Source organism: Beijerinckia sp. L45 (assembly GCF_009765775.1).
Classification (GTDB): Bacteria; Pseudomonadota; Alphaproteobacteria; order Rhizobiales; family Beijerinckiaceae; genus RH-AL1.
The window spans coordinates 16551-34921 of sequence record NZ_LMUU01000211.1; the positions used below are offsets into that span (position 1 = coordinate 16551).

The 18371-nt window shown below is 64.2% G+C and carries 13 protein-coding genes, 1 pseudogene and 2 riboswitches; of the genes and pseudogenes, 5 read left to right on the forward strand and 9 right to left on the reverse strand.

What is annotated here, in order from left to right; translation table 11 throughout:
* Positions 1–317 precede the first annotated feature (317 nt).
* The 4 genes from GSQ79_RS21945 to GSQ79_RS21960 form a co-directional block, all read right to left on the reverse strand.
* Complete coding sequence (locus GSQ79_RS21945) at positions 318–533, reverse strand: hypothetical protein (RefSeq protein WP_158810909.1); 216 nt, start codon at positions 531–533, stop codon at positions 318–320.
* Positions 534–564: 31 nt separating this feature from the next.
* A complete protein-coding gene (locus GSQ79_RS21950) occupies positions 565–3804 on the reverse strand; it encodes an efflux RND transporter permease subunit (RefSeq protein ID WP_158810910.1) in 3240 nt (1079 codons plus the stop codon).
* Positions 3805–3816: 12 nt separating this feature from the next.
* Positions 3817–5016, reverse strand: coding sequence for an efflux RND transporter periplasmic adaptor subunit (locus tag GSQ79_RS21955; RefSeq protein ID WP_158810911.1), 1200 nt, complete (start codon positions 5014–5016; stop codon positions 3817–3819).
* A 177-nt stretch (positions 5017–5193) separates the two neighbouring features.
* A complete protein-coding gene (locus GSQ79_RS21960) occupies positions 5194–5535 on the reverse strand; it encodes a hypothetical protein (protein ID WP_158810912.1) in 342 nt (113 codons plus the stop codon).
* Positions 5536–5670: 135 nt separating this feature from the next.
* Here GSQ79_RS21960 and GSQ79_RS21965 point away from each other — a divergent pair, with 135 nt between their 5' ends.
* The 4 genes from GSQ79_RS21965 to GSQ79_RS21980 all read left to right on the forward strand — a co-directional run bounded on the left by GSQ79_RS21965 (position 5671) and on the right by GSQ79_RS21980 (position 11228).
* A complete protein-coding gene (locus tag GSQ79_RS21965) occupies positions 5671–6033 on the forward strand; it encodes a hypothetical protein (RefSeq protein ID WP_158810913.1) in 363 nt (120 codons plus the stop codon).
* A gap of 86 nt (positions 6034–6119) precedes the next feature.
* Complete coding sequence (locus GSQ79_RS21970; protein WP_158810914.1) at positions 6120–6527, forward strand: FixH family protein; 408 nt, start codon at positions 6120–6122, stop codon at positions 6525–6527.
* Between the two features lie 94 nt (positions 6528–6621).
* Positions 6622–8064 carry an efflux RND transporter periplasmic adaptor subunit gene (locus GSQ79_RS21975; RefSeq protein WP_246725495.1) on the forward strand — a complete coding sequence of 481 codons (1443 nt, stop codon included), beginning with the start codon at positions 6622–6624 and terminating at the stop codon, positions 8062–8064.
* Positions 8061–11228, forward strand: coding sequence for an efflux RND transporter permease subunit (locus GSQ79_RS21980; RefSeq protein WP_158810916.1), 3168 nt, complete (start codon positions 8061–8063; stop codon positions 11226–11228). Before GSQ79_RS21975 ends, GSQ79_RS21980 begins: the two co-directional genes overlap by 4 nt.
* Positions 11229–11362: 134 nt before the next feature.
* Here GSQ79_RS21980 and GSQ79_RS21985 read toward each other — a convergent pair whose 3' ends face one another.
* The 5 genes from GSQ79_RS21985 to GSQ79_RS22005 all read right to left on the reverse strand — a co-directional run bounded on the left by GSQ79_RS21985 (position 11363) and on the right by GSQ79_RS22005 (position 16833).
* Positions 11363–12700 carry a cation diffusion facilitator family transporter gene (locus tag GSQ79_RS21985; RefSeq protein WP_158810917.1) on the reverse strand — a complete coding sequence of 446 codons (1338 nt, stop codon included), beginning with the start codon at positions 12698–12700 and terminating at the stop codon, positions 11363–11365.
* An 11-nt stretch (positions 12701–12711) separates the two neighbouring features.
* Entirely contained in the window at positions 12712–12978 is a 267-nt protein-coding gene (locus GSQ79_RS21990; RefSeq protein WP_158810918.1) for a metal-sensing transcriptional repressor, read from the reverse strand.
* 376 nt (positions 12979–13354) lie between these two features.
* Positions 13355–14014 (reverse strand): metalloregulator ArsR/SmtB family transcription factor, encoded by a 660-nt coding sequence (locus tag GSQ79_RS21995; RefSeq protein ID WP_158810919.1) that lies wholly within the window; start codon positions 14012–14014, stop codon positions 13355–13357.
* A 500-nt stretch (positions 14015–14514) separates the two neighbouring features.
* On the reverse strand, positions 14515–14946 hold the full coding sequence (crcB, locus tag GSQ79_RS22000) for a fluoride efflux transporter CrcB (protein ID WP_158810920.1): 432 nt from the start codon (positions 14944–14946) through the stop codon (positions 14515–14517).
* Positions 14947–14979: 33 nt separating this feature from the next.
* Positions 14980–16833 carry a DUF190 domain-containing protein gene (locus GSQ79_RS22005; RefSeq protein WP_158810921.1) on the reverse strand — a complete coding sequence of 618 codons (1854 nt, stop codon included), beginning with the start codon at positions 16831–16833 and terminating at the stop codon, positions 14980–14982.
* Between the two features lie 100 nt (positions 16834–16933).
* A riboswitch (Fluoride riboswitch) is annotated at positions 16934–17008 on the reverse strand.
* A gap of 113 nt (positions 17009–17121) precedes the next feature.
* A riboswitch (Fluoride riboswitch) is annotated at positions 17122–17184 on the forward strand.
* Between the two features lie 790 nt (positions 17185–17974).
* On the opposite strand from GSQ79_RS22005, the pseudogene GSQ79_RS29800 reads away from it, so the two are divergent.
* Positions 17975–18371, forward strand: a pseudogene (locus GSQ79_RS29800) (PQQ-dependent dehydrogenase, methanol/ethanol family); the annotation flags it as partial.

Genomic DNA, 18371 nt, shown 5'->3' on the forward strand with positions numbered 1-18371 from the left:
CCGGGGCCATCTTGGGTCAGTATCGCGTCATGCATTGCCGATGAGCAATCGTGCAGTGGTAGCCCCATGATCCATCGGCGACCGCGACGAGACGCAGACCCTGCGCTGACCGCTGCAGAACGCCGCATGTTCCCGGGGCGTGGCATGTGTTGGATCCTCCCAGGCGAAAGTCGCCGTGGCGGGAAGCGAGAAGACCAGCCCAAGCGCAAGCTTCGCGATGCTGATTTGGCATCGCCTGGCTAGAGTCCGTCCGTTTGTAGCACATGCGACGCCGAGTGACGCGCGCCAACCTCCGAATGGCATGAGTGCAAAGCCGATCATGACGGCTGCTCGTTCGGATCGTTCGCGGACTCGGCGCAATGCGGATAGGCGTCTTCCAGGGGGTTGCGCGGCTTCGCGCTTGTCATCGGCATGAAGGGCTGCCTGCGGACGCGAAGCGCTTCGTGGGGGCCGGGAATGCAGCAGCCGACGGGCGCCATTTCGGCGATGGGCTGAAGCAGGGTCGTCGCGACGATCAGGGCGGAAATCAACATCTCTTTTGTCCTTTGGCTTTGCGGGTGGGGTCTATTCGGCGGCTTGCGGAAGCCGGTCGCCGGCTGGCGCCCGGTTACGACTCGTCTCTGACTTGGCGAAGGCGGCGTAGAGGGCAGGCAGCAGGATCAGGGTCAGGAGCGTTGCGCTGGTCAGGCCGCCGATGACGACGGTCGCGAGCGGCTTCTGCACTTCGGCGCCGGTGCCCGTCGCCAAGGCCATCGGCACGAAGCCGAGGGATGCGACCAGCGCCGTCATGACCACCGGACGAAGCCGCGTCAGCGCGCCATCCAGCACCGCTTCGCGTACAGGCTGGCCCACGGCGATGAGCTGCTTGATGAATGTCATCATGACGAGGCCGTTAAGGACGGCGACGCCCGAGAGCGCGATGAAGCCGACGGCCGCGGGGACCGAGAACGGCATCCCGCGCAGCCAGAGGGCGGCGATGCCGCCGGTGAGCGCCAGGGGCACGGCGCTGAACACCAGCATGGCCTCGCGGAGCGAGCCGAGCGCCGAATACAGCAGCAGGAAGATCGCGAAGAAGCAGGCCGGCACGACGATCATGAGGCGCTGGCGTGCGGAGGCCAGGTTCTCGAACTGGCCACCCCAGGTCACCACGTAGCCCGGTGGCAGCTTGAGTTCGCGGTCCACCTTCTCCCGAGCCTCGGCAACAAGGGTTCCGATGTCGCGGCCGCGGACGTTGGCGGTGACCACGACGCGGCGCTTGCCGTTCTCCCGCGAGACCTGGTTGGGCCCATCCGTTACCGTGAAGCTGGCGACCTGCTGAAGCGGGACGGAGAGACCGCTGACGCCCTTGGCACTGGGTGGAAGCGGAACGGGTATGTTCCGCAACGCCTCCATGTCGGCCCTGACCTGGTCATCGAGGCGCAACACGATCGGGACGCGCCGGTCGCCTTCGAAGACGACGCCGGCCTCTTTACCGCCGACGGCCGCGCCGATGACGTCCTGGATCGCGCTGATGCTGAGACCCAGGCGCGCGGACGCCGCCTTGTCGATCTTGATCTCGAGAAACGGCAGGCCTGCAGTCTGCTCCACCTTCACGTCCTCGGCGCCGGAGACGCCGCGCAGGATGGTGGCGATCTTGTTCGCGCCATCGAGCATCGGCGCGAACTCGTCGCCGAACACCTTGATCGCCAGATCGCCTCGCGCGCCGGCGAGAAGCTCGTTGAAGCGGAGTTGAATCGGCTGGGAGAACTCGAAGGTGTTGCCGAGCAGGCCGGTAACGGCCGTCTCGATCTGCCGCTGGAGATCAACCTTGGTCAGCTTAGGGTCCGGCCACTGGTCGGTCGGCTTGAGCATGACGAACGTGTCGGAGGAGTTCGGCGGCATCGGGTCCGATGCGACCTCCGCGGTCCCGGTCTTCGAGAACACATAATCGACCTGCGGGAAGCGGCTGACGGCTTCTTCGACGCGCAACTGCATGGCTTGGGACTGAGTCAACGACGTGCTCGGGATGCGCAGCACGTTCATCGCGACGTTCTTCTCGTCGAGCGTCGGGATGAACTCCTGGCCGAGCGAAGTGAACAGCATGCCGGCCCCAAGGAGTAGCGCCAGGGCGGCGGCGCCGATCGCCACTGGATGACTCAGCGCGATCGAGAGCGCCGGCCGATAGACGGCCTTCAGGCCTCTTACGAGCAGATTGCCCTTCTCCTGGACGCGGCCGGTGATCACTATCGCGATGAGCGCAGGGACGAAGGTGAGCGAGAGGATGAAGGCCGAGACCAGGGCGATAATGACGGTCAGCGCCATCGGCTCGAACATCTTGCCTTCCGCGCCGGTGAAGGTGAGGAGCGGCACGTAGACCAGAACGATGATCGCCTGGCCGTAGAGTGAAGGCTTGATCATCTCCTCCGCCGAGCGCCGGACCGTTGCCAGCCGCTCGTCGAGTCTCAGTCCGCGCCCAAGCTCCGCCTGCTTCTCGGCGAGGTGGCGAAGAGAGTTCTCGGCAATGATCACGGCGCCGTCGACGATGAGGCCGAAGTCCAGCGCCCCCAGGCTCATCAGGTTGGCGCTGATGCGTCCCTGGACCATCCCGGTCATTGTCATCAGCATGGCGATCGGGATTACCATCGCCGCAATCATCGCGGCCCGGACGTTGCCCAATAGTAGGAACAGCACGGCGACGACGAGCAGGGCTCCCTCGATCAGGTTCTTGCCGACGGTATGGATCGTTGCGTCGACGAGGCGCGTGCGATCGAGCACCGTCTGGATCTCGACGCCTGGCGGCAAAGCCTTGGCGATCAGCTTGATCTTGTCGTCGACTGTGGTCGCGACAGTGCGGCTGTTGCCACCGATCAGCATCAGCGCGGTGCCGATGACGGCCTCCTTGCCGTTCTCGCTCGCCGAACCGGTTCGCAGGTCGCGGCCGATCGCGATCGTCGCGACGTCCTTGACCTGGATCGGTACGCCGCGCCGCGTCGCGACGACGACGTCGCCGATCTCCGCCATGCTTTCCAGCCGCCCCGCGGATCGCACGACGATGCCTTCCCCGTTGGCTTCGAGATAGCCGGCGCCCCTATTGGCGTTGTTAGCCTCCAGGGCGGCGGACACGTCAGCGAAGGAAAGATCTAGTCCGATCAGCTTCGAGGGATCGGGCTGCACGTGGTACTGCTTCTCGTAGCCGCCGATACCGTCGACGCCTGCGATGCCGGTTACCGTCTTGACCTGAGGCTTGATGATCCAGTCCTGAACGGTGCGCAGGTAGGTCAGGCGTTCCAGGTCGGTCCTCAGCGTTTGGCCTTCTGGGGTCAGATAGCTGCCGTCGGCCTGCCACCCGGGTGCGCCGTCATGCACGCGCGCGCCGTCGTGCACCGCGTAGCGCACCGCCCACATGTAGATCTCGCCGAGGCCCGTCGCGATCGGCCCCATGCGAGCCTCTACGCCCTGCGGGAGCGAAGCCTTGGCCTCGGCGAGCCGTTCGCCGACCTGCTGGCGCGCGAAGTAGATGTCGACCTTCTCGTTGAAGACCGCCGTGACCTGCGAGAATCCGTTGCGCGACAGCGACCGCGTGTATTCCAGACCGCTTATGCCGGCGAGCGCGGTCTCGACAGGATAGGTAACCTGCTTCTCGACGTCGAACGGCGAGAGTGCGGGCGCGAGCGCGTTGATCTGGACCTGGTTGTTGGTGATGTCGGGGACGGCATCGATCGGCAGCTTCGTCAGCGACCAGCAGCCGAAGGCCGCGATCATGAGGACGAACAGCAGAACGAGCCAGCGTTGGCGGATCGAGACGTCGAGGATGCGGGAGATCATGGTGGCGCTCCGCTATTCGCTGTCCGCCCCGCCCTTGCCGAGTTCGGCCTTGAGCAGGAAGGAGTTGCGGGAGGCGACGACGTCGCCGTCGGAAAGGCCGGACAGGATCTCGAACGCCTCGTCGTCTTCGGCGCCGATCTTGACGTCGCGGCGTTGGAAGCCATCCGGCGTCTGAACGAAGACGGCCTTCTCGCCGGAGATGGTCTGCACGGCGGCGCGTGGCGCGACGATACGAGACGCAGCGGACGCGATCGAGACCTCGGCCGACGCGAACATGCCAGGGCGAAGCCTGAGGGCCGCGTTCGGCACTTCCGCGATGACGCGGACCGAGCGCGTATCCTGGTTGAGGATCGGGCTGATGAAGGTGATGCGACCTTGGATCGGCGGCCCGCCACTAGGGTCTGGTATCCCGACGGCGGCCCCTTCGTTGACCGACGCGAGGTCCACGGTCGGCACCGAAAGGTCGAGCCAGACGGTGGAGAGGTCGGCGACGGTGTAGATCTCCGCTGGATCGCCTTCCTTGCCGACGGCCGTCCCGACGTCGACTTTTCGCTCGACGATCCTGCCGGCGAGTGGCGAGCGGACCTCATAGAGGCGTAACGTCGATAGGCCTTTTCCGGCGGCGTAGAGCCGGTCGGCGGCCTTCACCGCATCAGCTTCGATCCCGAGCGCGGACAGCTTCTGCCTCGCCAGTTCGAAACGCAGGCTCGTCTCCGCGAACGTGTTCTGCACCTGCAGGAACTGCTGCTCCGCCGACACGCGGCGATCCCATAGCGTTTTGGCCCGATCGAACAGTGTCTTCTGCAGGTCGAAGTTCACGGACGCGGTGAGGTACTCGCTCTTGGCATCCGCGACTTCGCGGCTGTCGAGGATCGCGACGACCTCACCGGCAGCAACCGGATCACCAAGGCGCTTCCGCATCGCCGAGACGGTCCCGACGACGCGTGCCGGAACGCGAGCGACGCGATCGGTATCGATAGCTATCGTGCCTGGAACGACGAGATGACGGGACAAGGTGCCGCTCGTCACGCGGACCGTGGTGATTCCCTGGGTCGACGCTTGATCGGGCGAAAGTCTGACGACGGTGTCTGGATGGTTATCCGCCGGTGCCGGCGGCCGGCCGTCTTTAGGATCGACGGTTCCGGTGCCCGCTACCGCAGCGAGCGGTGTCGCGGTCGCCGCCGAAGATGTCGACGGCGCGAACGCAAGCATAAGTGCTCCGACGACCATCGCGGTCGCGAACGTAAGAATGGACGGTTTCATGATAGGAGCCCGGGCGGTAGTCGACGACGCCGGCTAGATAGCCGTAGTCGTCCCATGCGACGGCCGAGCCGAGGCTCGGGCCGACGACGGCGGAAGGCGTTCGATGCCGCGACGGCGGCACCGGCCTTAAGCTCGGGGCGGTCTCTGGAGAGGTGCCGACGGCACGGAGCTTAGCGAAGCCTCCGTCGTCGAATATTCGGCGCGCGTCGCGACGCGCACGGGAACGTGGACCGCGGCTCGCGACAGGCCGGCTGGAGCGCTCCAGCAGTGGGCCGCGCAGTCCAGGCCGCAATCACAGAGGCCGTCACGATCGACATCGCCGGGGCCAGACGCCGTCGAGGCGCTGAAGACGTCCGTGTTGGACGCCGGGTTCACGCCGTGGGCGGGCGGCGCAAGGAAAGCCAGCGCCAGGATGAACGACATCAGGCGCAGGAAGGCGCTGAAGCGCCACTCCCGTTTCGACCGCATGCTGAAGTCCGTCCGTACCATGGCTCAGGCGATACACGAAGATGATGGCCGCGGAAAGACGGCTTCCAATACGACATGTCGGCCGCAGCGAGGCGCGGAGTTGCGGAAACGCTCGCGTCGTGAGATCGTGATGCCGTGAACTCGAACGCCCTCATTCGCTTCGTCGTCGCGATCTGCATGATCGCCGGCCTTTCGATCGCTCCGACGTCGTTCGCCGGATTAACCAAGCATGCGCCCGCGATGCATGACGCAATGGCGGGGATGGTGACATCCGATAACGGCGAGATGCCGTGCTGCCCGAAGAAGCCTGTTCTTCCCGATTGCCCGAAGTGCCCGCTGATGGCGCTTTGCGCGTCCGTGTTCGTCGGGCAGGACACGGCTGTGAACCTGACCGTTCCCCAATCCGTGGCACGTCAGCGCGAGATGGTGTCCGACGAGCTGCTGTTCGCGGGCCTCACCGGCGCGCCTCTCCCAGAACCTCCTCGAAGCTCGGTCTGACCCGGCCCTAGGCCGTCGTCCGCCGCAGCGATGCGGCGCATTCCGTTCGCCGCCGCGGCGGCAATCAGCTTCGCAGGAAATCACTCATGAACGCGCTCAGACACGCGCGCGCCTCGACGGCCGCGCTCGCCGGCCTCGCCTTGCTTGGAATGACCACGCTCGCGCACGCCGACATCAAGGACTACGAATTCCAGCTCGTCGAAAAGTCGGTGAAGCCTGGCCCCGATCGGCTCATCACCGTCAGGCTCGTGAACAAGAAGACCGGCAAGCCCGTCCCCGACGCCGTCATCGTGGCCACGCGCCTCGACATGGCGCCCGACGGGATGGCCGACATGGCCACGACGATCGCGGGAGAACCCGGCGGCGAACCCGGAACCTACCGCTTCAAGGCCAAGGTCACGATGGCCGGCGGCTGGCGCCTTTCCCTCGCTGCGAAGGTCCAGGGCGAGGAAGGTACCGTCGACAACAAGCTCGTCATCAAGGCCGAGGAATGATCCGCGTCATTCCCGTTCCGCACCTCGCGCCGATAAGGCGCGAGGATTGCGGATCCACGCCGCTATGGACCGGTCATCACGCAGGAGCCGCTTCATGAGCCGTCTTGCGGTCCTTGCCTTCGCGACGCTCGTCGGCGCGGGTGGCTTCTGGCTCGGCGGGCATCCGCAGGTCGCTGCTTCAGCGCTCGATGAGGCACGCGCGTATTTGTCGGGGAGCCGATCTTCACCGGGTCTTCCCCAAGCGGCCGTGAAGCCGGCCGGCACGATCGCCTACTACCGCGATCCCGACGGCAAGCTCAGCTACTCGGCGGACCCGAGGAAGACTGCTGACAGGCGTGACTTCGTCGCCGTCGATGCCGCCGCGGACGTGCGGTTCGGCGCCACGGGCACCATCATGGCAGCCAACTCGGAAACGGCGCGGCCGCCCGTCGTTGAGGCTTCCGGGCGTAAGATCAGGTTCTACCGCAATCCCATGGGTCTCCCCGACACCTCGCCGGTGCCGAAGAAAGACTCCATGGGCATGGACTACATCGCCGTCTACGCGGGCGAGGAAGAGGACGGCAAGACGATCAGGGTCTCGCCCGGCAAGCTGCAACGGACCGGCGTGCAGTCGGTCAAGGTCGACCGACGCCCGATCATGCAGACGGTGCGGGTGCCCGGTTCGGTCCAGCTCGACGAACGGCTGATCTCCGTCGTCGCGACCCGGTCCGACGCCTACGTCGACCACGTCGAGAACGTCACCACCGGCGATACCGTGAAGAAGGGGCAACCCCTCGTCACCGTCTATTCGCCCGACGTGAACTCGGCTGCGGCGCAGATGATCTCCAACCCCGGCTACGAAGGGTCGCGTCGTCGCCTTAAGAACCTGAACGTGTCCGACGAGGCGATCGCCGACATGGAGCGCACCCATCAGGTGCCCTTCTCGATCATGTGGAGCGCACCGCGCGGCGGCGTCGTGCTCGAACGCGGCGCCGTCGAGGGCATGAAGGCGGCGGCGGGCGCCACGCTGTTCCGGATCGCCGACATCTCGACCGTCTGGGTGCTCGCCGACGTGCCCGAGCACGCGATCGGCGGCGTCCGCGTCGGGCAGGCGGCGAACGTCCGCGTCCGCGCGCTGCCCAACCGCGCCTTCAGCGGCCGGATCGCCCTAATCTATCCGCAGCTCAACAACGCGACCCGCAGCACGAGGGTGCGCATCGAGCTGCCGAACCCCGACCACGTGCTGCTTGCCGATATGTATGCCGATGTCGAGATCGCGACCGGGACACCAACTCCCGTGATCGCCGTGCCCGACGACGCAGTCATCGATACAGGGGCCAGACAGACCGTGATCCTCGACAGGGGCGACGGCCGGCTGGAGCCCCGTGGGGTGAAGGTCGGCGTGCGAGGCGACGGCTACGTCGAGGTGAAGGACGGCGTCGCCGTCGGAGATGCCGTCGTGACCTCGGCTAACTTCCTCATCGACGCCGAGAGCAACCTGAAGGCCGCTCTCGAAGGCATGACAGCAGGCAACACCCAGGCGGAGCGAAAGCCATGATCGCCAAGCTCATAGGATGGTCGGCGCGTAATGTCGTGCTGGTCATGGTCGCGACGCTGTTCGCCGTCGCGGGCGGCCTCTACGCCCTGAAGCATCTGCCGCTCGACGCGATCCCGGACCTCTCGGACACGCAGGTCATCGTCTACACGGACTATCCCGGCCAGGCGCCGCAAGTCGTCGAAGACCAGGTCACCTATCCGCTGACGACGGCGATGCTCACCGTCCCGAAGTCGAAGGTCGTGCGCGGCTTCTCGTTCTTCGGCGTGTCCTTCGTCTACGTGATCTTTGAGGACGGCACCGACATCTATTGGGCTCGCAGCCGCGTGCTCGAATACTTGAACGGCGCCGGCAAGCGGTTGCCCAATGGGGTGACGCCGACGCTGGGACCCGACGCCACCGGCGTCGGCTGGGTCTACCAGTACGCCGTCACCAGCGACAGACGGAACCTCGCCGAGACCCGCTCGATGCAGGACTACGCGCTGAAGTTCGGCCTCGCCAAGGCGGAAGGCGTCTCCGAGATCGCCAGCGTCGGCGGCTTCGTGAAGCAGTACAACATCGTTGTCGATCCGCAGCGCATGCGCGACCTCGGTATATCGCTCGCCAAGATCCGCGACGTCGTCCGCGCCAGCAACACCGACGTCGGCGGCCGGACGGTCGAACTCTCAGAGTTCGAGTTCATCGTGCGCGGACGCGGCTACCTGCGCGGCGTCGACGACATCGCCGGCATCGTCGTGAAGTCGGACAACGGCACGCCGGTGCTCCTAAAGGACATCGCCCGCGTCGAACTCGGACCCGACGAACGCCGCGGCGTCACCGACCTCGACGGCGAGGGCGAGGTGGCCGGCGGCATCGCCCTCCAGCGCTTCGGCTCGAACGCGCTCGACGTCATCGACAACGTGAAGAAGCGCCTGGGCGAGATACTACCGAGCCTGCCTGAGGGGACGAAGATCGTCCCGGTCTACGACCGCTCCGGCCTGATCGATGCCGCCATTGAGACGCTGAAGCATACCTTGTTGGAGGAGAGCGTCGTCGTGGCGCTGGTCTGCATCGTCTTCCTGCTCCATTTCCGGAGTGCGCTCGTCGCGATCCTCATGCTGCCGGTCGGTATCCTCATGGCCTTCGGCGCGATGCGGCTGATGGGTCTCGGCGCCAACATCATGAGCTTAGGGGGCATCGCTATCGCCATCGGTGCGATGATCGATGGCGCGGTGGTCATGATCGAGAATGCGCACAAGCACCTGGAACGCGCGGCACCAGGGTCGAACCGGCGCGACGTTCTCATCGAAGCGGCGAAGGAGGTCGGCCCGGCGCTGTTCTTCAGCCTGCTCGTCATCACCGTGTCGTTCACGCCGATCTTCACGCTGGAATCGCAGGAGGGCCGGCTCTTCGGGCCGTTGGCCTTCACCAAGACCTTCTCGATGGCGGCGGCGGCGATCCTCTCGATCACGCTGGTCCCTGTCCTGATGATCTTCTTCGTGCGGGGTCGGATCATCGCCGAGCACAAGAACCCGGTGAACCGGCTGCTGATCTGGACCTACCGTCCGATCATCGGCTTCGTCCTCCGGAACAAGGTCGTCACGCTGGTCGCAGCCCTGGCGGTGCTCGGCGCCAGCGCCTATCCCGCGAGCCAACTCGGGTCCGAGTTCATGCCGACCCTCAACGAGGGGACGCTGCTCTACATGCCGACGACGTTGCCGGGGATCTCGGTCACCAAGGCTGGCGATCTGCTGCAGATGCAGGACCGGATCATCAAGGGCTTCCCTGAAGTGGCCTCGGTTTATGGCAAGTCTGGCCGCGCCGAGACGGCCACCGATCCCGCACCGACCGAGATGTTCGAGACGGTCGTGAACCTCAAGCCCAAGGACCAATGGCCTAGCGGCGTGACGATCGAGAGCCTTCAGGCGGAAATGGACAGGGCGCTGCAGTTTCCCGGGGTCTCCAACGCGTGGACCATGCCTATCAAGGCGCGGACCGACATGCTCGCGACAGGCATCCGCACGCCCGTCGGCATCAAGGTCTTGGGAAAGGACCTCGGCGAGATGGAGAAGGCGGCGCGCGAGATCGAGACGGTCGTCCGCAACGTGCCTGGCACGAGCAGCGCCTACGCCGAGCGCGTCGTTGGTGGATACTACCTAGAGATACTCCCGGACCGCGAGGCGCTAGCCCGCTACGGCCTGACCGTCGGCGACCTTCAGGACACGATCGGCATGGCGCTGGGCGGCGACGCCGTGACGACGACGGTCGAGGGACGCGAGCGCTATACCGTGAACGTGCGCTATCCCCGTGACCTACGAAGCGACCCTAAGGCGATCGCCCGCGACGTTCTCGTCTCGCTGCCCGCGGGGGGTACGGTGCCGCTCGGCGAAGTTGCGAAGGTGCAGCTTGGGCGCGGTCCGACGTCGATCCGGACGGAGAACGGCCAGCTTGCGGTCTACATCTACGTCGACATCCACGACCGCGACCTTGGCGGCTACGTCGCCGACGCGCAGAAGGCGGTCGCCGATAACGTCAGGCTGCCGCCTGGCACCGTCGTGCAGTGGAGCGGCCAGTTCGAATACATGCAGCGCGCCATCGAGAAGCTGAAGGTCGTGGTGCCTTTGACCCTGCTCATCATCTTCCTGCTGCTGTTCCTGAACTTCAGGCGGATGACGGAGACGCTCATCGTAATGCTGTCTCTGCCGTTCGCCCTTGTCGGCGGGCTCTGGTTCATGTGGTGGCTCGGCTTCAACATGTCGGTCGCGGTGGCGGTGGGCTTCATCGCGCTCGCCGGAGTCGCGGCGGAGACCGGCGTCGTGATGCTTATCTACCTCGATCAGGCCATGGCCCTGCTGAAGGCCGAGCGCGATGCGGCGGGCCTCGCCTTCACCCGGGTCGATCTCAACGCGGCGATCATGCTTGGCGCAGTCGAGCGCGTCCGGCCGAAGATGATGACTGTCGTCGCGATCATGGCCGGTCTGCTTCCCATCCTATGGAGCACGGGGACGGGCTCCGAAGTCATGCAGCGCATCGCTGTGCCGATGATCGGCGGAATGGTGTCTTCGACGGCCCTGACGCTCGTTGTCATTCCTGCGGTCTACGCTCTGATCAAGGGTGTAGGACTCCCGAGGAGATCTGCCAACGGTACGCCCGCTGAAGCGTACCCTACACGGATGGCCGCCGAGTGATGGCCGCTGCGGCGCCCTAGATCACGTTGGAGAATGGGACGCGATATTCCGGCCGACGCCTCCTGGGAGTCGTTTCCGCGTGGCCGTGTCCCCATGCGGCGACCGGCGACGTTTCCGCCATCCCGACGATGGGATCAGTGGCTGTGGTCGTCCGGTTCGCTCATGTGGAACGGCAGGGCTTCTTCCTCCGCACCGCGCCGTAGGAACAGGGTCGCGTCGAACTCGTGCGGTTCTGCCGGCGCCGACGCGCTCTCATAGACGTGGTGATCGCCGTGAGCCGACGTAAGCGGCAAGGATTCGGCGGCTTCGCCGGGCCGCTTGATCACGACCGTGGCGTTCAATCCGTCAACGTGGGTACCGACGGTAAGACGCATCCGCTCGCCATCCGAAGTGTCGGCGATCTCCAGCAGCCCCTTCGCAAGCTGCCCGTCGACCTTGAACGGCTCCGGTGCGTGATGGTGTCCGCCGACCGCGGGCGGTACCGCCGCGCCGTTCTCGAAGCGAACGTTGGCCACGGCCATCGCAGGGATATGCGCACGGAGTTCGCCCTGCAGCGCGGCGGCTATCAGGTTGGCCTTAGCCAATGGAAGTTGGTCGTCGACGGCGATGGTGACGTCGGCGTGGAGTTCGTGACCGAGCCAGCGAGCCTTCGCGTCAGTGACGTTCCGGATACCGGGCACGTGCCCCGCGGAATGGCGGATCTCCTCGGTGATCCCGGGCTCGACGCCGTCCAGCATCCGCGTGATGACGGCGCGCGACGACTGCCAGACGATGCCGAAGATGGCGACCGTGATGATGAGCCCGATGATCGGATCGGCGAGTGGAAAGCCCATCCAGACGCCGAGCGCGCCTAGCACGACGGCAAGGCTGGTCAGGCCGTCGGTGCGGGCGTGGTAGCCGTCTGCGATGAGGGCGGCGCTGTTCATGCGGCGCCCGACGCGGATGCGGAACACCGCGACGATCTCGTTGCCGAGGAAGCCGATGACACCGGCGGCCGCTAGCCAATCGAGCTGCTGAACGGGCTCTGGATGGAGCAACCGCGAGATCGCCTCGTAGCCGGCGACGACGGCGCTGAAGAGGATGATGAGCACGATCATGATGCCGGCGAGGTCCTCGGCCCGGCCGAGGCCATAGGTGAACGTCTTCGAGGGCTTGCGCCGTGCGAGCATGAAGGCGAACCACAATGGGATCGCGGTAGTCGCGTCGCCGACGTTGTGGATCATGTCGGCGAGCAGCGCGACGCTGCCCGATACGACGACCACGATGAACTGAAGGAGCGCGGTCACCGCCAGGATCGCGAACGACCACTTAATTGCGCTGATTCCCTCTTCAGACGAGGCGATCGACGGGTCGATCACGCCGTGGGTGTGCCCGTGTCCCTTGCCCTCGTCATGGGAATGGCCGTGGCCGGCGTGGCTAGAGGCGACGTCGGCTCCGCCGAAGCCGAGCCAATCGCGAACGGTATCCATCATGGTCTTGTCCTTCACAGGTACTTCGCCAGCGCCTTGAATTCGGTGAGGGCGCCCTTCGCGTCCTTGCCGGACTCGCCGAGTCCGTCACCGAGGCAGTGTTCCATGTGGTCCTGGATCAACTCGCGTTTCGCGTTGGTGATCGCGCTCTCTACCGCATGAAGCTGCTGGGCCAGATCCACGCAGGCGCGGCCGCCCTCGATCATCGCGATGACGGAGGCGAGATGCCCGTGGGCGCGCTTGAGGCGCTTGATGATGTCAGGATGGGAGGCGTGATGCATGACATATCCTATCCAGGAGGATAGGATATGCAAGCCTGACATGGGTCAACATTGTACTGCCCTGAGACCGATTCGGGCCCGCGCAACAGCACAGCCCGTCGAAGCCGGGGCGATGCGCTTGTTCGTTTCTGATTAACCAGACTCAGCTTGACGACACGTGTCGGTCTGTTTGCCGCTGGCGCCGTCGTTCTGTTCGCCTACGGCGTGGCCGTCAACGCGCCGCCGTGGGACTTCGGGCTTTCTTTGTTATCGCCCAACTCAACTTCGCGTTCTTCCAAATGCGGCCGGATGCGACGATCCTCATAAGAGGCGCATTCATCGGCGCAGGTGTCCTCATTATGACGTTCTGGCGTGCCTGATGATCGTGGCGTATGTCCTAATAGGCCGCCTCGACCGGCCACCCTGCGGCCTTCCATTCCGGGAAACCGTCTTCTAGCCGGCGCACCACGTATCCGCGTGTTCTAAGTGCTGCGACAGCCTCGAACGACAGTACGCAGTACGGTCCACGGCAGTAGGCAACCACCTCACGATCCAGCGGTAGTTCGTCCAGCCGCCGCTCTAGTTCCGGCCATGGGATGTTGACTGCGTTCGGTAGATGCCCCAGCCGAAAGTCGTTGTCCGGGCGTACGTCCAGCACCGTCACCAGATCGTTACGGAGGCGCTCGGTCAGCTCGGACCGAGTGACTGGCTCCGTTGCGTCGCGTGCGCGAAAGTAGGAGGCCAAGACCCGCTCGATTTCGGCCATGTTGCGTTCGCCAACTAAACTGAGAGCCTTCAAAAGCGCGATCACCTCGCCCGCTCCAGCCAAGCGGTAGAGCACCCGTTTGCCGTCGCGTCGTGTCGCCACCAACGAAGCTCGTCGTAGAATTATCAGATGACGCGAGGCGTTGGCGAACGTCAACGAAGTTCGCTCCGCGAGTTCCTCTACGCTGCGCTCGCCCTGGCCAAGGTGCTCCAGCAGCTCCAGCCGGTGAGCATGTCCGAGCGCCTGTGCGATCTCCGCCAAGCTGACGAAGATCGTCTGTTTTGGTCCCATGCTATGGAGCCCAACATGGCGATTGACTCTGAAAACAGGCAACCATGAGGGGGCATGCTCATCTATGTCGGTCGTCGGAATTAGGTCGTGCAACGCGAGGACTCCTTACGCGCTTCGACGGCGCCTCGTCGCGGGAAAAGGTAGCATGCTTGGGGATCGGAGGTCGTGATCCCATCGACGTCAGCGACGAGAGATGAAAGCGAAGGCAGCAGCGGCGATACACACTTGCTCCAACGCAAGACCTATCAGTTCCATGTGATCCGAGAAGCGCCCGTACGCCAAGGCGCCGGCCGCGAGAAGAGCGGCGACCGTTAGGAACGTGCCGTCTGCAAGGACGCGTCGAAGCTCTGCGATGATCGTACGCACTTATACATCTCGAAGTCGACGACGGGGCATCACGTGAATGGTGATGAATGGTTGGTCGAGTAAGCCGAGCGGCACTTCAGCGCTGCGAAGCCACGCCGCCGATCCTCGATCCCCTGAGATCGTCTTCGCCATCTTCAACCCTCCTCCTCGATCGCCATCTGCGCGATCCGGGCCGTTCCCTTGTTGAGGTGAGAAGCGAAGAGATGACCTACGGCCACCGCGCAGATGCAGAACGCAACCGAGACGCAGATATTAGCGGCGGCCCTCATCATGGCGCCACCGCGCAGAAGGTCCAAGGTCTGCAGGCTGAAGGACGAGAAGGTGGTGTAGCCGCCGCAAAACCCAACCATCACGAACAGACGGATCGGCTCGGAAGCCGGATAACGGCCGTGTGCGAGGGTTAGCGTTCCGAAGAAGCCAATGAGGAACGATCCCGACAAGTTCACCCCCATCGTGCCCCACGGCATCTCTCGGCTGAACGGCAAAGTGAGAATCGAAAGGACGTAGCGTGCCAGGGTCCCTATCGCGCCCCCCAGCATGACGATGAGACAGGTGGTGAACGACATTCGATCCCTCCGGCTAGCCTCGCATCTGCCCAGTCACTCCGCCTCTCCGCCAAGCTCGTCGGGGTCTACGACCTGCTCCTCGACCAAGTTGAGGTTCGCTCCGACCGTCCAATGTTCCAGGTGCTTATAGACGATGACTTTGTCCTTCAGCAGATCGCCGTGATCGCGGCAGAAAGCCTCTAGCTGAGCACGCGGCGCGACGAGTTCGACGCACATCGTGAGTTCGACGTTTATGCTTTCCGGCTCGCGTGCCTGGATCTCCTGATGGTTGCTGAAGCCGTAATGGGTATGGTGCGCCACGGCGTTCACGAGGCCGGCGCGCTTCGCCTGCTGGACCAACTCCTGGTAAAGCGGCCTGCCTGAGAACGCGGCCTTGAAGCGACCTCCGCCCGCCTTGAAGCGATCCTTCGGCTTCATGTAGATGCGGACCATCCCGATCTCCGTCTGCGTAACGTGATGGTTGTTAGGCATGTCGACTCCTTGAACGAGCGGGATGGATGATCGTCGTTTCGCGGCGTCCCGGCGGTCGCGAAGACTTATGAGCACGTGGTCCATGGTCGAAGGCCCGAATTCCCTGGCCTGCCTCAAGGAGGTTTCGGGCGGGATCTGGCCACTGGCCGTCTTGGGTACCGCGATGCGCTGCGAGAGATAGATGCCCGAGTGACCGCTGCAGAGGTATGCGAGGAAGCAGGCCACGGCGATGTAGACGGTATGCGTCGCGCCGAAGAGTTCGATGCCCATGATCGTGCAGGCGAGCGGGGTGTTGGACGCCCCTGCGAAGATCGCGACGAAGCCCAAGGCAGCGAACAGGTCGATCGGCGCTCCAAGAACGCCGGCAATGGCGTGGCCTAGACCCGCTCCGATGAAGAAGAGCGGCGTGACCTCGCCGCCCTTGAACCCGGTGGCGAGCGAGACGACGGTGAAGACGATCTTCCAAGCCCAGGCCCAATCGAAGTGGTGGGGGCCGAAGAAGGCGAGAATCGAAGCGTCGTTTGGGTTCGGCGACCAGACCCCCAAGCCCAGGTATTCGCGGGTGCCCGTGGCGTAGACCAGCGCTATGACCAGAAGGCCGCCGATCCCCGGCCTGAGGTATGCGATAGGGCAGACCTTCTTGAAGAAGGCCCCGACCGAGTGCGACGCTTCGGAAAATAGAAGGCCGGCCAACCCGAACGCCGCGCCCGCGACCGCGACCTTCGCCAGGAGCCAACCATCGATATGGAACGGCGTCCCGGCGGCATCCGCGTATCCGGGAAACGCTATGTGGTAGGCGACGTGGTGGATACCCCAGGCGTGGCAGGACCAATCGCCGACGATCGCCGCGAAGATCGCAGGCACCAAAGCTTCGTACTCGATGCGCCCGATGCTCAGGACTTCCAACGCGAACACCGCCCCGGCGACCGGCGTGCCGAAAACCGCACCGAAGCCAGCGGCGATACCGGCCATAAGCAACACGCGGACGTCATGACGCCCGAGCCTGAACGTCTTGGCGAAGGCACTTGCGATGCTGCCGCCGAGTTGGACCGCCGTGCCTTCGCGTCCCACCGAACCGCCGAACAGATGGGTCACTACCGTCGCGAACAGTATCAGGGGCGCCATGCGCAGGGGCACGCCGCCGCCGGGTTCATGGATCTGTTCGACAATCAGGTTGTTTCCGCCCTCCGCGGAGCGCCCATACCAATGGTACAGAAGCCCGATGGCCACGCCGGCCACGGGCAACCCGAACAGCAACGCCGGATGCTCGAACCGCAGGTCGGTGACCTTGTCGAGCGACCATAGGAAGGCGGCGCACATCGACCCGACGACGGCGGCCATGGGCGCGACGAGCGCGATCCACTTGGCCGCAGACACGCCATGACGGATTCGATTGTCGACGAGGGTTCGGAACATCGCCTACCGAGCGTTTCGATTGCGCCGCCGTGACATCGGCTCGACGAACTGAAGCGGGGGAAGACGGAGGGACATCGGGCGGATTCCTACTCACAAGGCGTTGTGGGTAGGAATCATTAGCACGATCGTGCGGTTTGGCCCGATGGGCCCGGCAGATTCCATTGCCGTCCATGTTGGTTACCCAACGGATTGTTTCCGGTCAAGCCAACGAGCCCGCCGGGTATCGTCCAATGATGCGGCGGCGAACACTTCGAACGCTTGACGGTCGCGGAAAAAGGACGCATGTTCGTGCTTCGAGGGAATGGAGTTCTCCCGTTAACCGCCGCAAAGGCTGATGACTCCTACCATGGCTCTTCAGGGCCAGGGTAGGTGTGTCCGAAGACTCCCTTACCTGCATCCTGAAGCGCCTCGTTGAAACGAGGGCAGGGATGCAGAACGCAAGCTTACATCGCCGACTCTTTCGTGATCTCGGCGTCCCCGTGACAGCCGCCTTAACCGCATCAGGCTGCGGCGTTCTCTTCGCGCGCCTGATCGGCGCGCCGTCGGACGTCGCTTTCGGCTTGGCGGCGGTAGGCGCCGCGACGGCGTTCATCGAGTTCCGCCGTCCGCGTTTGGCGCGGAGAACCGACAAGTCGCCCTCGTCCCGCAGATCATCGCCAGGCTAGCGCCAGCGTTCGAATTCCTCGGACCCGACGTTCGCGGTGCGATCCGCTTGCTCCAGGTTCGATGAGTGCCGACGGCAGTCCGGCGACCAGAGACGGTCCGACTGCTTCCCCCACCGTCCGCCACCAGAAGACAGGAGCGTCATAAGTATAACATTGACGTGATCAGCACGCTTTAAAAATATAGCCTGTCTTGAGGCCAGCCAATATTACTTAAGTGTAGTATTGGGTTGTCACTATTATCGTCTTCTGTTTGAAATATACTACTAAAGACATATGCTGGAGACATGAGGACTTTATAAGATTCCCGTTGCCAGAATATTTTCGCTGGTTAATGTCCGGCTTGTCTTCGATGGCTGAACAAAAAACACCAGGGTTATCGTCTGTCGCGCAAGAAGCGGCACGTATCGAAGAGCGAAGTTCCCTAATCATGTAGCAAAGCGATGAGTAGCTCTCATCGACTTCGGAGGAAGCCAAATATGAAATACTTCGGCATGGCCGCTGCGGCGGCTGCCTGTCTCCTGTCCTACTCGGTGCCCGTGATGGCCGCCGACGACCTCGATTCGCTGATCGCGAACCCGTCGAACTGGGCGATCCCACAGGGAGATTACAGCGCTCATCGGTTCTCGAAGCTCGACCAGATCAACACGACCAACGTGAAGAAGCTTCAGGTCGCGTGGACGTTCTCGACCGGCGTTCTGCGCGGTCACGAGGGTTCGCCCCTCGTCATCGGCGACATCATGTATGTCCACACGCCGTTCCCCAACATCGTCTACGCGCTCGACCTCAACAACGACGGCCGCATCATCTGGAAGTACGAGCCCAAACAGGATCCGAACGTGATCCCGGTCATGTGCTGCGACACCGTCAACCGCG

What these genes read in the sequence shown, in the direction of transcription:
- GSQ79_RS21960 (WP_158810912.1), bottom strand. Translation starts at nt 5,535, where the DNA reads ATGCGGTCGAAACGGGAGTGGCGCTTCAGCGCCTTCCTGCGCCTGATG.
- GSQ79_RS21945 (WP_158810909.1), bottom strand. Translation starts at nt 533, where the DNA reads ATGTTGATTTCCGCCCTGATCGTCGCGACGACCCTGCTTCAGCCCATC.
- GSQ79_RS21950 (WP_158810910.1), bottom strand. Translation starts at nt 3,804, where the DNA reads ATGATCTCCCGCATCCTCGACGTCTCGATCCGCCAACGCTGGCTCGTT.
- GSQ79_RS22005 (WP_158810921.1), bottom strand. Translation starts at nt 16,833, where the DNA reads ATGTTCCGAACCCTCGTCGACAATCGAATCCGTCATGGCGTGTCTGCG.
- GSQ79_RS21975 (WP_246725495.1), top strand. Translation starts at nt 6,622, where the DNA reads ATGAGCCGTCTTGCGGTCCTTGCCTTCGCGACGCTCGTCGGCGCGGGT.
- GSQ79_RS21980 (WP_158810916.1), top strand. Translation starts at nt 8,061, where the DNA reads ATGATCGCCAAGCTCATAGGATGGTCGGCGCGTAATGTCGTGCTGGTC.
- GSQ79_RS21985 (WP_158810917.1), bottom strand. Translation starts at nt 12,700, where the DNA reads ATGATGGATACCGTTCGCGATTGGCTCGGCTTCGGCGGAGCCGACGTC.
- GSQ79_RS21970 (WP_158810914.1), top strand. Translation starts at nt 6,120, where the DNA reads ATGAACGCGCTCAGACACGCGCGCGCCTCGACGGCCGCGCTCGCCGGC.
- GSQ79_RS21955 (WP_158810911.1), bottom strand. Translation starts at nt 5,016, where the DNA reads ATGCTTGCGTTCGCGCCGTCGACATCTTCGGCGGCGACCGCGACACCG.
- crcB (WP_158810920.1), bottom strand. Translation starts at nt 14,946, where the DNA reads ATGTCGTTCACCACCTGTCTCATCGTCATGCTGGGGGGCGCGATAGGG.
- GSQ79_RS21995 (WP_158810919.1), bottom strand. Translation starts at nt 14,014, where the DNA reads ATGGGACCAAAACAGACGATCTTCGTCAGCTTGGCGGAGATCGCACAG.
- GSQ79_RS21990 (WP_158810918.1), bottom strand. Translation starts at nt 12,978, where the DNA reads ATGCATCACGCCTCCCATCCTGACATCATCAAGCGCCTCAAGCGCGCC.